We start from the raw sequence: 21,571 nt of genomic DNA, 5'->3' as shown, positions 1-21,571 counted from the left end.
TCAAGGAAAAGACGCTTGCCTTTTGCCCAGGCGATAATTTTCATATTCCTGGCTCAACTCATTAATTAATTCTTTTGTCTCAATCTGCATCGATTGCTGTGATGCTATAAATCCAAATTTCTGTAAAAGCTTTATGCAAGTTTTCATCTCTGCAATTTTTGCTTTGGACGCCCTAACTTGAACTGGGCTATTGCCATTAGTTTCTGTCAAACTTAAAAGAATTTCCCGTTTGGATTTTCCATTAAATTGCTCCCTTGGCTGATCTTCATTTGGCAGAAAGCTTTTCTTCTTCACCAAAACACGCATTGCTTTATAATAACTGACTATTTCAGACAAGCTGAATGTTTCTTCTTGTTTATTGCAATACAGGTCTTGCATTTCATTTCTGGGTAATGCTGGATTATGGCAAGCCGCAGGTTGATTTTTTTCTACCCCCCTAAGAATGTGGATATTTTTAATTATCTTTTGAAGCGCAGAAATGGCTAAGGGCAGCATAAGGGAAAGCAAAATAACAGAGGGGAATACCGCTGGCCCAAAGAAAATCACAACAGCCCCCATACCGGCGATAGCGGCAATTCCCAACAGCAAACCTGTAATGAATACGGAAGGCTGCTTTAACCATTGTAAACGGTCTAAAAGATAGAGGTTTACTGTGCCATTTAAAGCATCACTCACTCCCCACAAACAGCGATCAAGTAAAAAAGCAAGGGGAATACTAAACAACAGAGCACTGATAAATCCTGAACTTAACCCCATTATTCCGAGGCTTATCAGGGGAAGAAAGCCGGGGATGGTAATCAATAAAGTCAAGACAATGGCAGTAAGGAGCAAATGCGTTTTATGACTGTTAACGTAGCGAAAGAGAGGTAGAATCCCATAACGAAAAGGAAAAATAAAACTTAAATAAACAATTGCACGACCTAATCGATAAAGCCAGAAATTACGTTTTTGATGCTCCCTGTTATCTGCAACAGGATCCAGGCTATCGAAGTGTGTTCCTGATAAACCCGCATAATTGAGAGCATGATCCACCAAGGGATTTGGTCCTTGTTTTTCCGCAGGAGGCTGAACATGTAAAATGCTCCAGTCCTCCTTCCAGACACCGAAAGCGGAAACCGGATCCTTACCCTGTTTCTGCACAATTACTGTGGGTTTTTGAGGTAATTTATCCCAATGGTCAATGTGCCCTTTAATCGCAAAATCATACAGACCAGCTGGGTTTAAAGCATCCACGCGTGTCAGCTTATGCCCTTTATCCAATGCCAACAGTAAGGACAAGGATGCTCCTAAACTTAAGCCACATACATGAACCTGATTTTGTTTATCCAACCATTTGCTGATGCGTTTTCGTCCACTCTGATACAGGCTATTACCGACTGTATTGAATGCCCTTAAATCACTATCCACTTGACTGATAAAACCTTGGCCCGCCGGATAAGTAGTACCCATAAAAATCAGGTGAGACTGAGCATATTCAGAATTGATTGGTTCAAGGCCATAGGCAAAAACCCTATCAGTATCTTCAATAAATAATTTTTCAAAGCCGCTGGTGGCAGTCAATTCGATGGGGACAACCCGGTATTCTACGCATTGCCATTGACCGTTTGTCCATTGTGGAATATTAAAAGATTCATAGGGGGTAAGATCACTAAAGGGTAGTAAATTTAAGCAATTGCTTATAAATAAATGGGCTTGTTCAAGCTCTTCCTCACTGTAATTGGTTTTTGAACTTAACTGATGATAAAGATGCGAGAAACCTTCCTGGAATGCTTTTCGCATTCCTTGGACAAGCTGATGATCACGTTCAAAAAAAATTGCCTTTAGAAGTCTGCAAGAAACCATATCTTGCCAATTAGAATGCCAACCCATCATTAATAGTCTTAAGGCATTCCTTCCAATAATCAAAGACTGATCGGCAGAATCGTCGTTAGGAATGGTTTCCAAATCAGATTCGGCAAAAAATAACAAATCCAAACTGCCTATAAAGGAAGTAATCATTCAGCTATTCCCTTGTGAATCAATGTCTATATTTCAACTTATCCTTCAGTAAACTTGCCAATTGAGCCGTTATTATCCATGGAAACTCAAATGCCTTCCGTTTCAAATTGCCCACTTTTAATTTTTTTTTCATCCATTAAAAATGTGATCGCCGCAAACACATCATCTGCAGAATAGTAAATAAAGGAATTAGATTCAGCATTCTTCATGGCGTGGCGAACTGCTGTTAGACCATCTGGCATGATGTTTATCGTTGTGGCTGAATTTGCCGCTTCTTTGCGAAGCGAATTTAATTGTCGATCAATGCTACTGTGGTTTTTATTCGAATGATAAATAATAACCTCATCGAACATTTCCTCAGCAAAAATGCACAAACTAGTTATATCCTCCTCGCTTTTATCAGCCTGTACTGCAAGAATTCCAATTTTCTTCTTGTTTGGTTCGAATTCATTAAGAAATGCTTTAAGTTCAACATAAGCTGCAGCATTATGCGCGTAATCAATCATGACTTGGAAATCATCAAAATGAATGATATTCATTCGACCTGGAATATTGTCAACGGAAGGATAAAAGTCATACAGGGCATGTTCAATATTAATTAATGGGAAATTATTAATTACAGCAGTTAAAACAGCCGGCAAAATATTCTTAATCATCGCAGTCGCTGTACCATTAAAAGTTATGGGTATTTCTTTAATGGGCGCTACATTTTGGCAATGCTGTCCCCTGCGCACAACAATTTCTTCATTTTGAACATAGGCTGCTAAGCCGCCGTTTTCACAATGCTCAACAATCCGCGGATTTTCTCGGCTGGCAAATAAAGCCACATTACAGTTTAGAGAGCTTCGAATGCCATAAACAAGGTCATCTTCAGCATTCAATATTGCATAACCTTGGGATACGGTGCTTTCAGCCACCACAGCTTTTAATTTAGCAAGTTCTTCAACGCTATCAATCCCATCCAAATGCCTGTGAGTCTCTGAAATGTTAGTAATAATGCTAACATCACAGCGATCGAAGCCTAATCCATAATTAAAAATCCCCTCGCTGGAGCATTCAAGTATTGCAAAATCTACAAGAGGATCTCTTAAGACCGCCTTGGCATTTTGCGAATCGCTATAGTCTCCCTGTTTAATTAATTTTTTATTAATATAAATACCTTCGGTGTTGCTAAAACCAACGTAATAACCAAATTGGCTAGCCAAATGAGCAATAAGCCGCACAACGGTGGTTTTTCCACTGGTTCCTGCCACTGCAATCACGGGAATTCTGTGCGGAATCCCACGGGGGTATAGCATATCCATAAAAGGTGATGCCACATTTTGACTTTCGCCATAGCTTGGTGAAATATGCATCCTTAATCCTGGCCCTGCATTCACTTCGATAATGGCACCATGGCGTTCTCCAATAGGAAATTTTATATCTTGACTGATTACGTCAATGCCACAAACATCCAGATGAAGAATTTCAGCAACACGCTCGGCCAATTCGATATTGGCCGGATGAACATGCTTGCTAACATCGGTAGCAGTACCACCGGTACTCAGATTAGCACTGTATTTGAGATAGAGGATTTTATCTTTAGGTAGAACAGAGTCTAATGTGAGCTTTTTTTCTTCTAAAATTGCAAGAGTCGCTTCATCGATAGATATAGCAGTCAAATAATCTTCATGGCCCTGGCCGCGTTTCGGATCTTTATTGGTTTCTTCCACCAATTCTTGAATGCTGTGAATACCATCACCAATCACCATAGCAGGTGTTCTTTTCGCAACGGCCACCACGCGATAATTTATAACGAGGAAGCGATAATCTTCTCCGGCAATGAATTGTTCAACAAGAATTTCATTGGCAACCGATTTAGCCAGACGAAAGGCAGCAATCGCTTTTTCTTTGCTTCGGATGTTGGTTGTTACAGCTCGCCCATGATTTCCTTTTAAGGGTTTAATCACTATGGGAAATTGCAGTCGCTCAATTGTATTATCCAGTTCATTGATGTCTTTTAAAATTATTCCCTGAGGAGTAGGAATAAAATGAGCGGCTAAAATGTCTTTAGTCATTTGTTTATCGGAAACGATGTCCACTGCAACAGCACTGGTTTCAGAGGTCACACTAGCCCAGACTCTTTTTTGATGGCAGCCCTGTCCAAAGGTAATTAGTGAGCTTCCTTCGAAAAGATAAAATGGAATGCCTCTTCGCTCTGCTTCGCGAATTAGAGCCTCTGTGCTTGGCCCATTCCTTTGCTCATTAAATACCTTGCGCAGACTATTTAAATCTTGCTCAAGCGAGTGGTAGTCTTCTCCTCTTGCGAGGCAGTCGGCAATCTTTACAGCTATCTTAGCAGCACAAACGCCAATTTCTTCGATTTGATATGAAAAAATGACGTGGTATATGCCTTTGGCCCTGCTACTAAAGGTTCTTCCATATCCACAATCCAAGCCAGTAAGATTTTGTAATTCAAGGGCAATGTGCTCAACCACATGACCTAACCAGGTACCCTCTTCCAAACGAGCAAAAAACCCCCCTTCAATGCCTCGTGAGCAATGATGGTGATATAAGCTTGGGAGTAGATTTTTAAGTCTTTGATTGAATTCATCCAATTGATTGCTGGGCAAATGCTCATAGATATCAATATCTAATTTAAGAACAATTAAATTCTTCCTTGCAATTGACCAGTAATTTGGCCCTTTGAGTACTTTTATGTCTAGAATTTCCATATAAAGCTCTTAATCCTTATGCTTTTAAAACAGGATTGCCTCTACTAACGTATTAATAACTCTACATTTTTTTGCTAAAGCAAAATACTGAGAAAAACCTTGACTCATATACAGGAAAATAATTGCCAACTAATGTAAGCCATAGGACATTTTATTTTGAGCCCAGCAATGAAGGGCTAAATGGGATTTATTGTAAAACTCAAAAGATTGATGCAATTGATATAAACGCGCTAGGGATTCCCTCATAACACTAGGGATCACCTCAGGATCGCCATGGGAAACTTTAATGGATCTCTGCTATTACTCTGACTATAGTTTTTAAGCTGTTGGAAGATTTAAAAATCAACCCAATAGGGATAAAAGGAGAACAAAATGGATAAGTCTCATCAAAACAATCAACATCGTGGCGCCCAAGGCAGTCAAAACCAAAATTGGGGTCAAAACCAAAACTCACAAGGTGGGCAACACCAAGGTAGTCAAGGCGCACAAGGTGGGCAACATCAAGGAAATCAAGGTTCTCGCAGCGGCCAAGGATCTCAAGGTTCAGGAAATAAAGGCGGCCAAGGACAACGCCAAGCTGGACAATCTGGTCAAGGACAAGGGACTGCTGGTCAAGCTGGTAAAGGCAAGCCCTCTCATGACCGATAATTAAATTTAAGATTTAACGTGTGCAAGACTTTAACCCGGGATATTTATTCATCTCCCCACGATTCAATCCCGGGTTAAACCATTTAAGTTGTTTGTTAATTATTACTCTTCTATTCAGCTTTGATGGGCAATTTCATCGTAAACCACGCACCAGGTTGACAATCCCTCAGTTCTAACTCCCCTCCATGCGCTTTAATAAGAGTCTGGCAAATGGCAAGCCCCAGGCCCGTACCTTGAGTTTTGCTGGTGAAATAGGGTTTAAAAATTTTTTCTTGAAGATCCTTGGGAATTCCAGGCCCATTGTCTCTAAAATGCATGACAATCCTGGAATCCTCCAAGACCGTTTCGATGGTGATTTTGGGCTGAGACGGATTGGATAATTGTTGCAATGCTTCAAGGCTGTTTTTCCCAAGATTAATGATGACTTGCATAATTTTCAACTGATCCAGTTTAATGAGAGGCAATTCGTCACTAAACTGAAACGCAATCTCGCATTTGCTTTGAAGTAAGCCATATTGCAGAAAAGAAATGGTATTTTTAATCAGAGCATTAAAATCGGTTTGCTCAAGGAACAAACTATCCTCGCATAAAAAATTTTTCATTCGCCGAATAATTTCAGCTGCGTGATTGGCTTGAAGTGAAATTTGTGACAAAGGAAAAGCCAACTCCGAAGCTTGAATTTTTTTTAATCTCAGCAAACAGCTATCGCTATACGCTTTTATCACTGAAAGAGGTTGGTTAAATTCATGAGCCAGGCAAGAAAGTAACTCCCCCATTGCATTCACTTTGGATTCGTGCTCAATGGCAGCCTGCTGCTTTATTCGCCTCATTTCCTCTATTTTGCTCTCGGTTAAATCGCGTATACAAACAATAAACTCTTTTGCAGCGGAACTATTGCTTACGCAATAAACCAATAGTTCATAGCAATAATAAGTACTTAACTTGTCTGTTTTATTTTCTATAACAATAGATTTTTTTTGGTTCCAATTCGTCTCGCTGCATAATTGCATAGTCTCAGAATAGAGATTGGGAAAATCCAATAACACATTCTTAAAATTAACACCGGGAGAAATTTTGGTTGTGAAAATTTTTGAAGCTATGTCTATAAAAGACTGATTCATAATTTTAAAGGTTAAATTACTATCTAAATATGCAAGTGCATCTGCGCAGTTTTGGAATAGCTGATTGGTCACTGCCAGTGAATATTGCAATTCCCCAATCCTGGATTCACATTGCCGCAGATAGGTAATATCGATAGCCCCCAATGAAATCTGTTTATCGTTTATGAGGAAACCTTCTATTTTAACAAATTGCTGTCCTTTAACTTTTGAAATAATTTCCAACTCTACGTTGCAATTGGAGTTCTTGGATACAAGATTTTCAATGTTATTTTTAAAAATAATTCTGCTGTGTTCACTCACAAAATTTAGGAAGGAACTCCCCATAAGCACGCTCGGATCATGTCCCAACAAAGATGCTGCTGCAAAATTTAGATCTTGAATTATGTAATTGCTGTCAATCATAAAAAAAGCACAATTACTGAGCTTGTATAACTCTACATACCTTTTTTTTATGGTTGAGAGTTCAGAGATTAAATGACAAATTTCCTCAGCTTGCTTGTCAATCAACGATGCTTGGGCTTGCGATTTTAAACGCAATTCCATCATTTCAGAACTAAAATCTAAAGCTAACATATCGATCCCTATTTAAATGAGCCGTTATCTCTTCATTTGCAGGGATGCATCACAAGGATTATGAATTGTGAATATCTTTGCATTGATAAAGAATAAAATTTCCCTGGAAACATCTCCAAATTCGAACATTCGCTTTTTATTTGATCTTGTAAGCTTTCCAGACTTGATTTTAAAAGCTTTTTATTCCAGTCAACCTTGAGTTTTTGTAGTGAGTGGTTGACCAGAGCAGAGCCTTCAATTTTAAAATTGCTTTCGAAAGCTTTATTTGCAAAAATAATTTTATCACCATCTTGAAGAATTAATGCAGGTTCCGCAATAAAATTAAGAGTGAGAGTAATAATTTCTTTAAGAGTTTCAGATTCACCTTTCAGCTTTGCAACTTCAATTTCTGCTTTTTTCTGATCATGAATATTGAGGAAAGTAATTACTACCCCATCGATGATGTTTGTCACTGTGCGATAGGGAATAATTCGAACCACATACCAATGACCATGTTTATCCAATACTTCGCTAGTTTTTGGTTCAAGCGATTGGAGGACCGACCTCGCATCATCAATTAATCGATCATACTGCAGATTGGATACGATATGTCCAAGGGGTCGACCAACATCCGATGCAATCAAGTTGATGATTTCAGTTGCTTTGGGAGTAAAACGTTTGATGCATAGCTCTTTGTTTAAAAATACAGTGGCAATTTCTGTATTGTCCAATAAGTTCTTTATATCATCGTTCGCACTGGATAATTGCTCAATACGGCTTTCAAGTTCAGCATTCACTGTGGTTAATTCTTCGTTCAAAGATTGCAATTCTTCTTTGGAAGTCTCAATCTCCTCGTTCGTACTTTGCAATTCTTCATTCGTTGATTGCAGCTCTTCATTACTCGATTTTAATTCCTCATTTGAAGTCTCAAGCTCTTCAATGGTGGTTTGTAAACTTTCCTTGGTATACTTTAACTCCTGCTCAAGTTGAATAATTTTTTTATCCAAATCATCAGGGCTCTTTGATTTGTCAGCTTTGTCATTATTGTGCTCAAATGCCAGGATTTCTTCGAAAATAATCAGATACAATTTTTTATGGAAAGCTTCTGCCTCTTTAAGCGGCCTAACCTTTAAATTGATATAATGAGCGTCCTTTTCTTCACGGTATTGTAGGGCTCCACAAATCACTTCTTTTTGCTCCATGCTTGCACTTCGTACTGCTTGAGAGACTTTCGAACGCAGTTCAGGTCTAACCATTTCAAGAAAATTAAGTTTCACTTCTCCAGGAGGAAATTCTAAAAAAGGACTTGTCCGGCCGTAAATGTAGAGAATCCTTCCTTTATCATCAATAATAACGCAGGCAGGGGTATATTTTTTTAGTAAAATTTCCTCAACCAAATGTGATAGGTTGGGTTCGACTTCATACATATTTTTTTCCATTGTCTTTGTTTCGCTTATCTCAGATACAGGTAGGGGGGCAGGCAAATCGAGGACAGAATGAAATGAAGATGCCCCACCCTTACGTTCGAAAATTTTCCATCTGCGATCAATGATCGTAAATAAATCAGAAAACCCGCCAATGGTTTCTGAGGTGCCTAAAAATAATATGCCCTGCGGTTTAAGACTGTAATGAAACAGTGGCAGAATTTTCTTTTGCAATTGCGCATTTAGGTAAATCAGCAGATTTCTACAGCTTAAAACATCTAATTTGGTGAAAGGAGGATCCTTAACCAGGTTTTGTATTGCAAAAATAATCATTTTTCGAATATCAATACTGACCTTGTAAGAGTCTCCTTCTTTTATAAAATAACGAGCCAATCGCTCTTTAGATAAGTCATTCACAATATTCGGCGAAAATAAACCCGCACGTGCAATCTCAATTGCGTCCTCATCAATGTCGGTACCAAAGATTTGTACATTGCATAAAGATTTTTGCTGCTCAAGGCATTCGTGAAGTAATATGGCTAACGAATAAGCTTCTTCACCTGTAGCACAGCCAGGGACCCAAACTCTCAAGGTATAATTATTGGGTTTGTCCTTAAGGACCTTTTCACGAATGATTGATTTTAGAATATCAAATGCTTCAGGGTCTCTAAAAAAATTGGTTACATTAATCAGTAGCTCTTTGAAGAGAATGTCCAATTCCATTGGTTTTTGTTGAACATACTTAATGTAAAGCGCCAGATTATCAATTTGCAAAATAGCTAACCGCTTTTGAATGCGTCTAAATATTGTATTGGGCTTGTACAGTGAGAAATCATGGCCAGTATGATCATTGAGCAAAATCAAGACTTTCGTGATTTCTTGCGAAATACTATCGGGTAGGGAAATGTGTTGGTTTTTCAAATGGGCAATGTATTTCAAAATGAAGGGGAAAATTTCTTCAGGCTCGAGGATGTAGTTGACCAATCCTGTACTAATAGCACTCTTTGGCATGCCATCGTAGCGAGCTGACTTGGCACTTTGCACGATGATTAACCCACCCTGCTCCCTTAAGGTTCGTAATCCAATCGTCCCATCGGTTCCTGTACCTGATAATATGACACAGATTCCTTTTTGCTTCTGGTCGTTAGCTAGCGATCTCAGAAAATAATCTATCGGCATTTTTAAATCATGAGTTGATTTAACCTCATGCAACTTTAAAACGGCCTGTTGAATTGAGACATTAAATCCGGGGGGCAGCACATAAATGTGATTGGCCTTAACAACAGTTTTATCCCTGATTGGACTGACAGTTAAAGGCGTATACGACTGCAACAATTGCGGCAAAAGACTTATGTGTTCGGTGCTGAGATGCGTAATCACTATAAAAGCAATATTATTATTTGAGAAGGACTTTGAAAACATATCCTTCAACGTCTCTAGCCCCCCTGCAGAGGCTCCAATTGCTACAATAAATAACTCATCGCCTGGGGGATTTTTTTTCTCGAAACTTGTAATTTTGTTGTTTGATTTGTTCTTTTTAACCGCAGAATTACCATTCATATTTTTATTATTTTTCATCAAAAATCGACCAGAATTAGGCAGCAGGTGAGAATTTATTTGTTATTAAACCCATTTTCATTTTCCAAAATGGAGCGCAATATTTTAACGTGTTTTTCAGTTAGTTTGGCTCTTTCCGAAAAATTTTTTTCATAACCGGATTTGTCTCTTTGAGCTTTTTCCGCAATGGCTTTAAATAACTCTTCCTTTTCTTGCAAGGCCCTTAGTGCCGCCCATAGAGCCTCTTCTGTACTTACTTCATAACCATCAACCAGGCTGTCTAGGCCAAACGCATGTCCCACACGGCAACTGTAGCGATTAATTTGTTTATTATTTATCTTCCACAATGCGCCATGACATATAGGACATGTAAAATCAGATGGCACACCGATTTGGTTTAACTTTTCTTCGGATGCATTGTGGGACAATTGCATTTCAGTTTCAATTTTTATCCGTTCGGACTCAGGACAAATTGAAGCCTCATTCCCTTTCAAAGAAGTAGATACTATCCCTTGTAGGACATCAGCCATTTCGATTGTTGGCAAACAATAATCAACAGACGCATTTTTTAACCCATTTCTTGGCATATCCGGGTATTCAGCTTCGGTTGTGTCCTGAACCATAGCAATACCATTACATTGTTTGATGGCGGCTAATCCTGCACTACCATCATCCAACATCCCGCTCAAGAGAATAGCTATGGTTCTCGGTCCATTTGAAAGCGCAGCTGAATAAAACAGGGGATCAATCGCAGGCCTGCAATAATTAATACGAGGACCTGCATTGAGCTGAATACGTCCATTAGAAATAATCATATGCAAGCCAGGCGGTGCGACGTAGACCTTACCCGGTTCAACTTTCTGATTATGGGTGGCTTCCCGCACATTTAATTTACAAACCCTTTGAAGCAGCTGGGGTAATGAGTGGGGTCTCGTTCCGATATGCTTGACGATAAATAAGGCTGCTGGGAAATCTACAGGTAATGGTGCTAATAAACCCTTTAGCGCACTTAGCCCACCCGCAGAAGTTCCAATAACAACAATATAATGTGAGAGCAAAGTAGACTCCTTTCTTTAGCCCATTTACTGTGCTAATTATTTGCTTTATAAGATACAATTACTTGGATTTTTACAAATTAGGGTTTTCCTCATTATTCCAAGATTTTCCTTATTTTTCTGTTTAACTATTTAAAAATTTTTTCATTCGTTTATTCTGACACATGATAAATAAATCAGTTAGATTTTTTAACCATTCTTATAGAAGTATAGTATGAAGGAAGATAAGCTAAATATAACGATCATTGATGACGATGAGGCCATTTGTAATTCTCTAAGATGGCTATGTGAAACAATCAATTTACCTGTAAAAACCTACCATTCCCCGAAAAGCTATTTAGATAATTTTGACCCTAAAGAACGTGGTTGTTTGATTGTAGACGTTCGCTTGCCTCACATGAGCGGACTTGAATTAATTGAGCACATCAACAGCAAGGCCAATCATCTTTCCATTATCGTCATAACCGGCTATGGTGATATTCCAATGGCTGTACGAGCTATGAAAGCTGGGGCTATTGATTTCGTATTAAAACCATTCAATGAACAAAATTTATTAGAAACAATTCAAAAATGTCTTAATAAACCAAAAGTTATTTCTGTAGATGATTTTTCAGAGCGTTTTGAGACATTAACGCAACGTGAACAGCAGGTGCTTCATCTGATCCTTGAAGGGAAGTTGAATAAAGAAATTGCTTATGCCCTTTCAATCGCGATATCTACTGTGGAAGCGCATCGAGCCCGCATCATGCAAAAAATGCAAGTAAAAACTTTAGCCGAACTGATGAAATTGTGTTTTCAATTTCACTCTGAAAACCCTTTTTACCGTGAATTAGCTGGACCGAACATAGGTTCATTCACCATCGAAAATTAATGATCTAAGCTCGTCCTGAGCTAAAGAGAACTTCTGAGCCCCTTCTGAATAACGAGGGGCTGTTTTGCAACTGATCTAAAAAAAGACTCGAGGATGCTTACTCAAGCAATCACGGAAAAACCAAACAAAATACCATGCTGTGTAGGTATACTTGAAAAATACCCTGGATCATTCAATGGAGGATGAAATCTAGCCTTGCCCCCAAAAACACCCTGGTATAGTAAATTTAGGCTGGTTACTTCAGTAAGCGGATAGCCAAAACCTGCTTGAACTTCTCCTGCCAACTCCGTTTTATTGCTTATGAAATTCCTTTCCATTTGCCATTGGCGGTAGGCAATTCCACCCTTAAGTTGTGCAAATAACAAGCTCTCACTAATGGGAATCGTATTAGCAGTTAATAAAAAATCCAACATGGGTTTTACAGTCGTACGCACTACACCGCCAACAAGGTCAATGGTATCAGCTGGCAGCTTTACCCGCATGTGATTACCATTTTGTACACCGACTTCCAAACCAAAAGCAGTTTTTGTCGTGGTCAAAAGCTCAGCCCCAATTGCCAAACGTCCGAGTGCAGTCTGGCCGTCATCACTGTATACATGTTCAAATTGACTGTAGCCTAAACTGGCCAGGATTGACCATCGGTTACCCTGGTTCTCTTCGAGTGAAATCGCGGGTAGATAAGTGCCTGCCAGGGCATTAAATGATAGAACACAGCCTAGCGCGATGGTTCGCGTTTTATGTGTCATGCTCTCATCCTTTTAATAATTGCACAAATTAAATTCATACTTTGAGTACGACCATCAATTTATACGGTATTTGACGAGTTTTTTCTACAGGATTTCAAATAATTTTTATTATTCATCGGGAACTCATTACTACAAAAATTAAATTCTTATTAGAGTGCTGATTTATAAGAATTTTTTTCTTTTTGTGGTTTTCAGATTTGTTCCCAGGAAATTTTGAAAAAAATTCAAAATCTTATCTTTCTTTTTTGCCTAATGAGCATCATTATATACAGACGTTAGTGCCTGGTTTAGAAGATACGCGCGAGACGGCATTCAATTAGAATTTGTATGGAGTGATTATGAAAAAAATATGGACATCTATCCTTCTAATTTTTTTAACTTGCTTAGCCCTTAGTGGTTGTGGAGCCCACCCTGTTGGAAGCAGCGACGATTATGGCGGTGGCGGACCTGGCGGCTATGCAGGAACAGGCGGCATGGGAGGAAGTGGCCGCTGATAATCAAATAGGCTGGTTGCGACCAGCCATACATTAGCTATCAAAGCTTTGACTTCACTCGAAATTTAACATGTTAATTCATTCTCATCGCTTGATCTTAAGACCAATACCAGCCATTATCTTTCCTTTTTGAAGCCAAAGGAGTCGGGTGTGCAACACGAAACAATGGAATATGATGTTGTCATTGTTGGCGGAGGCCCTGCCGGTTTGTCTGCAGCGATTAAACTCAAACAACTTGCTGTTAGCGATAATCGAGAGCTAAGTGTATGCATTTTGGAAAAAGGGGCACAGATTGGTGCTCATATCATATCCGGTGCGGTACTAGAGCCCAGAAGCCTAAAAGAACTGTTACCCGACAGCTGGCAGCAAGCTCCTCTTGATACGGAGGTTAGCGAGGATGGTTTTTATTTACTAACCAAAAATCGCCATTTCCGTTTTCCAACGCCAAAACCCATGCAAAACCCGGGAAATTATATTATTAGCCTGGGAGAATTATGCCAGTTTTTAGCCACCCAAGCTGAAAGTTTAGGCTGTGAAATTTATCCTGGCTTTGCCGCCACTGATATTTTATACAATGCCAAAGGAGAGGTAATTGGCGTTGCCACCGGAGACGTTGGCGTTGATAAAGCTGGGAATAAAACAGCAAATTATCAACCTGGAATGCATCTTCATGCCCGGCAAACTCTTTTTGCAGAGGGCTGCCGCGGACAATTAAGCCAAAATCTGATGCGTCGATTTCATTTGCGCGACAATATTCAACCACAAACTTATGGCATCGGGATTAAAGAAATTTGGCAAGTGAAGCCAGAACAGCATAAACGGGGCACAGTCATCCATACTTTTGGTTGGCCCCTGGATCAAGGAACTTACGGTGGTTCTTTCATTTATCATTTATCCGACCATCGTGTTGCGATTGGTTATGTGGTTGGCCTTGATTATAAAAATCCCTGGTTGAACCCTTTCGCTGAATTCCAAAGATTTAAAACGCATCCTTTCGTGCGCCCGACGTTGGAGGGTGGTGAACGCATTGCCTATGGGGCTCGAGCTTTGAACGAAGGGGGTTGGCAATCCATACCGAAGTTAATTTTCCCGGGAGGCGCTTTGATTGGCGACGCTGCAGGCTTTTTAAACGTTCCCAAAATTAAGGGGATACACGCTGCAATTAAATCTGCGATGTTAGCAGCTGAAGCTTGTTATAACAGTTTGAAAGAGCCCTCTTTAGAAACCCAGACCCAACTCAACAGCTATCCGGAGGAATTCAAACGCTCATGGCTTGCTGACGAATTATATAGGGTCAGAAACATTCGTCCTGGTTTTCGTTTTGGACTATGGTTAGGGTTAGCAAATGCCGCATGGGAAACTTATATTAGCCACGGCAAATCACCTTGGACTTTGAAAAATCACGCCGATCATAGCACCCTCATTCCAGCCGATAAGGCACGAAAAATTGATTACCCAAAACCCGACGGGATTTTAACTTTTGATCGCTTGTCTTCTGTGTATTTAACTAATACCTATCACGAAGAAAACCAACCCTGTCATCTAAAACTTCGCAACCCGAAATTAGCAATTGATGTGAATTATTTGCAATACGCTTCTCCGGAAAGTCGTTATTGCCCGGCAGCAGTTTATGAAATTGTGCAGGAAGAGTCTGGACCAAGATTGCAAATCAATGCTCAAAATTGCATCCACTGCAAAACATGTGACATTAAAGATCCAAAGCAGAACATTGTCTGGCATGCACCGGAAGGTGGCGGTGGGCCTAATTATATGGGAATGTAAGTACTTTGAAGGTAAGCCGAAATGCTAAGCGAAAGCATCTCGGCCAAACCAAAGAATTCTCCTTTTGTCGAGCCATACAACCCGGGGCCGAAAATTGTGTGGAAATGTAAAGAGGACTCTCCCTTCGCCCCACCTCATCTTTTACTAGAAGATCATTGTTATTTCTTAATGATAACGCTAGACTTGCCAATAAGTCCCGGTGGCACAGCTGGATAGCGCAGCCCCCTCCTAAGGGGCAGGTCGGAGGTTCGAATCCTCTCCGGGACGCCAATGAATCAATGGCTTACGAGGTGTAATTTTTGAAGGACCCTATCGTATCCCATTGCGGTGACCAACTGGGTGACCAAAATTACTGAGAGGCTCTGAAGATAGAATTAGTAGTAGAACTGATTTGGTACTTTTAGAAAACATAGAATGCCTCTTTATTGCATGGTTTTTCTCACCAGTAAAATGAGTTAGGACATTTGGAGCTCCCAAACTGTATTATGTCTATCCTTGTGGATAGGACGAAACGAAGAGGATTTAACGCCGTGCAATATCTGCAAATGAAAAGGCAATGAATTCTAATTTCACTTTCACAGCAGCAGATTAGCTAGTGTCGGTTTCAATCTAATCATTTTGAGCAGGATCGAAAAGTACAGTACAAGGCAGCTAAAGAACTCCTATCCCCTACCCGCCAAAAGTAAACGTGTAAACCCTAAGTCCAGGAGAACTGGCTATAAGTTCTAAAACCCCTTCAGAAACATTTACCAATGAAATAACTTCATATAAGGAATCTTTATTAACGACAATATTGCTATTATGGACATCACTAGCAGCCTCTGCAGTTAGTAATGCATTATTGAGTAATACTTTTACGTTAATCGGCTGAGTTGTAGCGTTACCCATGACCACAAATACTTGTTTGGCTTTGAAGTGAATTTTCACTGCGGCATCTTTCTGGGTTGCAAGAATATTGTGGGCCTCTGCTTTCCAACCTCCTTGCAAGCCCCAGGCGTTAACCGGAAGCTGGGTGGGAAATTGATATTGATTCTCTGTGTCTTTGACTAAGGCAGGACTTACATCTTTATCAGCTCTGTAATAGCCAAGATAAGTTTCAGGAGTTTGCGATATTGAGTAATTGTCTTCACCTAAAAAGCTTGGGACGGCAGCTGATTTTATCCTCAAAAGATATCTAATATTGTTTTCCGTAATATCATAATCTCCTTCGCCAAAATGCTCATAAACCACTTTGCCGTTTTTATCGATTAAATAATGCGCTGGCCAATAATTATTTTTATAATTTCTCCAAGTCACGAATTGATTATCAAGGGCTACTGGATAAGTGATGCCATAGCGTTTAACCGCCTGTTCAACGTTTGTTGCTTTGCGTTCAAAATCAAATTCTGGTGAATGCACACCAATAACTATAAGTCCATCTTTTTGATATTTTTGATACCAGCCTTTTAGGTAAGGCAGGGTACGCAAACAATTAATGCAGGAATAGGTCCAGAAATCGATAAGTACCACTTTGCCTTCAAGCTGTGAAAGCTGTAAGGGTTTGGAATTAATCCACGCTTCTATGCCTTCGATAGGAGGAGCCTTATAGGGAATCCAGAGGGCATCCTCCAAATAATTGGCAGTCTTAATGGTTGTTGTAGCAGTTCCCGTGGTTAGTGCGGTATCTTGATAAACCATGAAAGCGACCGCCAAAATAATAATAACCGCTAAGATTTTGCGAAATAATTGAGCCTTGGTTTTAAAAAATTGGAAGGTTTTCACCAGTTGCATACCATAAAGTGCAATGATCAACATAGGCAACCCAGCGCCTAAGGCAAAGCTTAAGAGTATAAAAAAGCTAATGATCGTCGTTTTTTGTAAAACCGTTTGCACAATAACAGCGGCTAAAATTGGGCCTGCACAAGGGGTCCATATAATAGCGATTAAACCCCCAAAAAAAAGCGCACTTAAAAATCCGCCTTGTGATGGATTCGCTTGCGAAAAACGGCTTTCCCCTATTAAGCGGTTAACCAAATAGCTAAATCGCTCGCTTAATGAAGTGAAAAACATGATTATCGCAAGAAGCACAAGAACGCTGTAAGACAGGTAGCGTAGTAAATCTAAATTAAGCCCCGCATACTGGACAAGTTGTCGTGAAAAAAAAGCAAGCAGAGAGAAGCTGACCACAAATCCTATAATGATTCCAAAAGGACGCACGCGGCTACCGCTTAGAGATCCAGCAAGTACAATGGGCAAGATTGGAAGAATGCAGGGTGAAATAATTAATGCAAAGCCTTCAATAAAAGCCAAGGCAACAGTCAGAAGATTTTCTTCCATAGGGGGAGCTGGTTGTAATCCTTACAATTTAATATTTTTATCACAACCGCTTACATTTTCCAATGAAACAAGGATTACTAAGGTCCACTTTAATGAGGATTAAGGTTCAATTTAACTTAAGGCTTTGGAAGAAAATTAATCTATCCCTCAGAAACAGCAGTAAAGATAACGCAGCAAAATGAAATGCCGCGTTATCTATAAAAATTAGTTGACAGCAAGATGGGTAGAGTGATTATCTCGGCTCAGTGCCTGTTTGATATTTTGGAAAAGTCCGCGAATGGCAAAACCAATACCCTGCAAAATGTCCATAAAGCTGCCCTGTTTGTAACCATAGATTTTATAAAAAAGCTGCCTTTGTTCCTGATCCAATTCAGAATCCAAAAAAGTGGAGGCCTGTTTAACTTTCTCACCATATTCTACGATGCCATCTTCATATTTATCATCGATGAAATCCTTTAGCTGTTGTGCATTTGTTAGTGGAGCCAACACCGTAATCATGTCCTGAATGGCTTGAGCTTGTATGACCTGTTCATTACTCACCTCACCCAATGTCCAAATGCAGCATCTTGCTAAATTTTCAAGAGCTTCGTTGTATTCGGCATACACGTGGGTGCGTTGGCCTAACTGATAGGCTCCGTAAGCCATGGCTGCAAAAGCTAAAGGACAAAAAGGTAATATCCAGGACAAACTATAAGCCAAAGCAGCAACCGAAAATGCAATGGTCATTTTAAGGTCTATGGCTTGCAACCTAAGCAACTCTCTCTGTACAGACTGGGTGCATGACTCAACCAGCTTCACATGATTTTGATTTTTGGGATCAAACGCAATTTTATTCTTTTGATAATCTAAAAGAGTTGCATTATGTTGAAATAGCAGATTTGAAACTTTTTCGAAAAAAGCTGGCATATATACTCCCTCCAATGGTGAAAGGCATAATTTAGAGCATAAGAGAGTTTTGAACAAGTGTTATAACTTATTGAAAGATATTGTAATCCTCACCCAGAAGATCAATTCAAAAGGCTCTAGGTAAAGAACTCCGTATTGGGTTTTAAAAGGTCCAGCAACGTTGTTACAGATAATTAAATACCGTCAGACCCTGGATCTGAGCAAAACTTTGCTGTGCAACTTGCAAGTAGACTTTTTGCAATTCCAATTTAACAGCAACCTCAGGTAGGTTGACATCCCGCAAAGAAGATAAGCTTTCCTCACTGGTTTGAAGATAGTCGCCATTGACTTGTTCTGCCACATCCAATTGATTTAAACGGGCTCCCAGTTCAGCCTCATGTGCCAGCAAATTATCTAAAGCATTATCAAGCTGTTCCAAAATCTGGTTATTCTCTGTAGCGACCGTGGCTTTGTCTCTTGCTGTTAGAAATGGACGCTTTAGGTTAATTACCATTCTATCCACTGTGGAAAAAAGCGATTCATTGACAGATGGTTTAATGGTAAAACTATCATTGGCATCTGGTTTACCAGTAACTGTCACTTGAATGCCGTTAAAGGTAATCGCTGCCCCTTCTTGATAGAGCGGCGCATCGTCCGGATTTCCTGTAGGAGGAATTACCGGCCCTGAATTAAGCCCACTGACCATAACAACCAACTGGTTTTGTGTGTTTAACACAAACTGCAAGGTATAATCATCAGGAACATAAGAAGCAACGTTCACAATGGAGCCTGAATTGACAGCCGCACTGCCGGTATTGGGTATCGCTGAGGGCGTAACCGTAAAGAACCCATTTCCATTTCGTATTTTCATGAATAAATCAGCGCCGTTATCATTAATGGCTATATTCAAACCGCTACTGATGGCCTGAAATCTCTTTGTTTCATCACCATTGTAAACAAATTGACCACCAACGTCTCTACTGATAGGTTGAGTTGAGGTTTTGCTGCCACTGAATAAATAATTGCCATTGGTATCATGGCTATTTGCTAAGCCCTGAAGTTGACCCAATAGTGTTTGTGCCTCTTCAGCCAAGGCTTTTCTATCTTCCTCAGAGAGAGACGTATTGCCGGCTTGCAGTTGCAATTCGCGAATTCGCTGCACCACCCCGATGATGTTACTCAATGCACTTTCTTCAAAATTTAATGCACTGACAGCTCCATCACGGTTTTGCTCAAGACGGGTCGTAGCTGCGATTCTTTGGTTCATTAAATCAATCTGTGACGCGGCGATGGGATCATCCGAAGGAGACTGTATTTTTTTACCGGATGACAGTTGCTGTTGCAATTTTAATGTCTCGATTTGCTGAGACATCATGCTGTTTAAACCGTGATTAAAAATCTGATTGGTTGAAATTCGCATATCTACCTCATCGCATCAAATAGTACATCCATTATTTGCCCGGAAATGGCCATGACCTTACTTGCAGCCTGATAAGCTTCTTTAAATTTTAACAAAAGGGTTGCCTCTTCATCCAAATTAACCGCGCTTTTACTGTCTCTAAAATCGACTGCTTGTTGGTACAATATATCGGCCGCATCACTACGAAGTTTAGCTTGATAAGTTTTTCCACCGACCTGTGCAATGAGGTTGGAGTAGCGGTCAAATAAACTTTCTGTGCCTCCCTCAAATAATTTATTTTGCTGCAAAGCCCCTAATTTCAGGCCATTGCGGTTATCACCGATGCCACCGCTGTTGTAAGATGCCGTGAAACTATCTCCAGCCTTAGGTGCACCGGAAAGGGTAACTGAATAAGATGGATTTACCGAATCCGGAATCAATAAGCTGTTGTCAGAATTCGGGGTAAACGTGATCGGTCCTGTGGTTATGCCATCGGTGACATTCACCAGATTAAACTGCGTGTCAGATATAAAATCTATGCGAAAATCCTTCGCTACGCTTGTGGTATTAAAAACATCACCTAAACTAATCTGCCCAGTACCTGTATTACTGGATGCGCCCAGAGTACGTATGGGTGAGGCAAAGGCGATTTCCCTAGCATCACTGATTTTCAAGGCCAAATCGCGGGCAGCGCCTCGGGTTGGTGTTAGGTTGAAATGATCATCATTATTTAAATTGGCTACATTATCAACGGTGATGGTCATTCCATCGATAACAATTTGCCCCGCAGGCGGTGCGGGGGGAGTATCCGTCCAGTTTAAAACAGTCGATTGTCCATCCGATTTACGAATGACTCTCACTTCATTGGTTGCTGCATCCGTAACCAGAAGTTCATAATCGCTGAGCTTGGTCTGACCAATGTCAGAAATTTGTACAGCAAGTGTCGCAGTTCCTGTATTGGATGTGGCAGGGATAGAACGCGCCAACTGGAAGGACATTTGATTGAAATCGGTAAAAAAATCTTTTCCCAGCTGACTGTTCATATCCATGCCTAATCGATGCTGAGCGTTAAACGTTGAAGCTAAACCAATGGCTAATTGGCCCAGGAGTTGGCTCGCTTGCCCAAGAACGTCCTGTTGGAAATGGAGCAATCCTCCAAGCATGCCGGACTTTAAATTTGCAGTGATTTCAATTTGTCCGGAACCATTATCGATTACTATTTTTGTCCCTAATTGATCAGTCGCATCGGTTTTAATTGCTAAATTCCTGTGTTCACTCCCCATCACCAGCATCTCACCCGTACCAATGGCGACACTAATTCCTGTAGTGCCCTGATCGATAACCGTTACATTGGTGTATTGAGATAATTCACGCAGCAGCTCATCCCGTTTGTCTAATAATTCCGGAGCACCAGGCATACTGCTCAATTGTTTATTCACATCAGCGATGTTTGCGGTGATTTGATTAATGTGACTAATGGCTTCTTGAATTTGGGCGCCACTATTGCTTTGGTATTCATCAAGCCTAAGTTGCATGGTGTTAAATTGATCAACCAACAACTCACTTTGCTTAATGGCTACGTCTCGAGACGCCACACTGTCTGGGGCTTGATTCAACTGCGCCAATGCATTGAAGAAATTCTGCAAACTGGCAGAAACGCTCGTCCCTTCTTGCGAGAGAAGTTTATCGATTTGTAAGGCTTGTTGATAAAAGGTGTCGTATTCGGTTTTTGAGGTTAACGTCTCACGCACTTGTTGGGTGGCAAACTGGTCAAAATTGCGCTTGACGTTGGAGACCATTACACCAGTGCCAATAAAGGATCCCGCGTACTTATAAGCCGGCGTAGGGGCAAATTCTATAGTTTGTCTTGAATAACCACTGTTATGTGCATTGGCAATGTTGTTGCCTATGATTTGAAATGCCGTCTGAAAGGCATTCAGGCTTAGCGAGGCTATGTTTAAGATTCCAGACATACTCTACACTCCCTATGATTAACTCGTCTTCCCCGC

The 21,571-nt window shown here is 40.3% G+C and carries 14 protein-coding genes and 1 tRNA gene; 5 read left to right on the top strand and 10 right to left on the bottom strand.

Annotation, left to right across the window (positions count from 1 at the left end; translation table 11 throughout):
* A complete protein-coding gene (locus tag EL203_RS05540) occupies window positions 1-1,998 on the bottom strand; it encodes a hypothetical protein (protein ID WP_058470121.1) in 1,998 nt (665 codons plus the stop codon).
* An 86-nt stretch (window positions 1,999-2,084) separates the two neighbouring features.
* Entirely contained in the window at window positions 2,085-4,712 is a 2,628-nt protein-coding gene (gene cphA / locus EL203_RS05535) for a cyanophycin synthetase (protein ID WP_058470122.1), read from the bottom strand.
* 372 nt (window positions 4,713-5,084) lie between these two features.
* On the opposite strand from cphA, the gene EL203_RS05530 reads away from it, so the two are divergent.
* On the top strand, window positions 5,085-5,360 hold the full coding sequence (locus EL203_RS05530) for a hypothetical protein (protein WP_058470123.1): 276 nt from the start codon (window positions 5,085-5,087) through the stop codon (window positions 5,358-5,360).
* A gap of 110 nt (window positions 5,361-5,470) precedes the next feature.
* On the opposite strand, the gene EL203_RS05525 is transcribed toward EL203_RS05530, so the two are convergent.
* From EL203_RS05525 to EL203_RS05515, 3 genes are read right to left on the bottom strand one after another with little or no spacing between them, the layout of a single operon-like run.
* A complete protein-coding gene (locus tag EL203_RS05525; RefSeq protein WP_058470124.1) occupies window positions 5,471-7,054 on the bottom strand; it encodes a sensor histidine kinase in 1,584 nt (527 codons plus the stop codon).
* Window positions 7,055-7,086: 32 nt separating this feature from the next.
* Window positions 7,087-10,035: a CheR family methyltransferase gene (locus EL203_RS05520; RefSeq protein ID WP_232004030.1), complete on the bottom strand. Its 2,949-nt coding sequence runs from the start codon at window positions 10,033-10,035 to the stop codon at window positions 7,087-7,089.
* 35 nt (window positions 10,036-10,070) lie between these two features.
* Complete coding sequence (locus tag EL203_RS05515) at window positions 10,071-11,072, bottom strand: chemotaxis protein CheB (protein ID WP_058470125.1); 1,002 nt, start codon at window positions 11,070-11,072, stop codon at window positions 10,071-10,073.
* 211 nt (window positions 11,073-11,283) lie between these two features.
* On the opposite strand from EL203_RS05515, the gene EL203_RS05510 reads away from it, so the two are divergent.
* Window positions 11,284-11,940 carry a response regulator transcription factor gene (locus tag EL203_RS05510; protein ID WP_064108324.1) on the top strand — a complete coding sequence of 219 codons (657 nt, stop codon included), beginning with the start codon at window positions 11,284-11,286 and terminating at the stop codon, window positions 11,938-11,940.
* 101 nt (window positions 11,941-12,041) lie between these two features.
* Here EL203_RS05510 and EL203_RS05505 read toward each other — a convergent pair whose 3' ends face one another.
* Window positions 12,042-12,686: a hypothetical protein gene (locus EL203_RS05505; RefSeq protein WP_058470126.1), complete on the bottom strand. Its 645-nt coding sequence runs from the start codon at window positions 12,684-12,686 to the stop codon at window positions 12,042-12,044.
* 338 nt (window positions 12,687-13,024) lie between these two features.
* On the opposite strand from EL203_RS05505, the gene EL203_RS14330 reads away from it, so the two are divergent.
* From EL203_RS14330 to EL203_RS05495, 3 genes are all read left to right on the top strand, one after another.
* Window positions 13,025-13,180, top strand: coding sequence for a hypothetical protein (locus EL203_RS14330; protein ID WP_156413813.1), 156 nt, complete (start codon window positions 13,025-13,027; stop codon window positions 13,178-13,180).
* 150 nt (window positions 13,181-13,330) lie between these two features.
* On the top strand, window positions 13,331-14,962 hold the full coding sequence (locus EL203_RS05500; RefSeq protein WP_058470127.1) for an electron transfer flavoprotein-ubiquinone oxidoreductase: 1,632 nt from the start codon (window positions 13,331-13,333) through the stop codon (window positions 14,960-14,962).
* 193 nt (window positions 14,963-15,155) lie between these two features.
* A tRNA-Arg gene (locus tag EL203_RS05495) sits at window positions 15,156-15,232 on the top strand.
* A 399-nt stretch (window positions 15,233-15,631) separates the two neighbouring features.
* On the opposite strand, the gene EL203_RS05490 is transcribed toward EL203_RS05495, so the two are convergent.
* From EL203_RS05490 to flgK, 4 genes are all read right to left on the bottom strand, one after another.
* On the bottom strand, window positions 15,632-17,278 hold the full coding sequence (locus tag EL203_RS05490; RefSeq protein WP_058470128.1) for a cytochrome c biogenesis protein DipZ: 1,647 nt from the start codon (window positions 17,276-17,278) through the stop codon (window positions 15,632-15,634).
* Window positions 17,279-17,482: 204 nt separating this feature from the next.
* Window positions 17,483-18,184, bottom strand: coding sequence for a hypothetical protein (locus EL203_RS05485; protein ID WP_058470129.1), 702 nt, complete (start codon window positions 18,182-18,184; stop codon window positions 17,483-17,485).
* A 163-nt stretch (window positions 18,185-18,347) separates the two neighbouring features.
* Window positions 18,348-19,583: a flagellar hook-associated protein FlgL gene (flgL, locus tag EL203_RS05480; RefSeq protein WP_058470130.1), complete on the bottom strand. Its 1,236-nt coding sequence runs from the start codon at window positions 19,581-19,583 to the stop codon at window positions 18,348-18,350.
* Window positions 19,584-19,585: 2 nt separating this feature from the next.
* Window positions 19,586-21,535 carry a flagellar hook-associated protein FlgK gene (gene flgK, locus EL203_RS05475; RefSeq protein ID WP_058470131.1) on the bottom strand — a complete coding sequence of 650 codons (1,950 nt, stop codon included), beginning with the start codon at window positions 21,533-21,535 and terminating at the stop codon, window positions 19,586-19,588.
* Window positions 21,536-21,571: the final 36 nt, after the last annotated feature.

Origin of the sequence: Legionella jordanis (assembly GCF_900637635.1) — a bacterium.
In the GTDB taxonomy this organism is placed as follows: Bacteria; Pseudomonadota; Gammaproteobacteria; order Legionellales; family Legionellaceae; genus Tatlockia; species Tatlockia jordanis.
The sequence above is the reverse complement of the archived record's forward strand: the minus strand, read 5'-3'. Positions and strand labels throughout refer to the sequence as shown.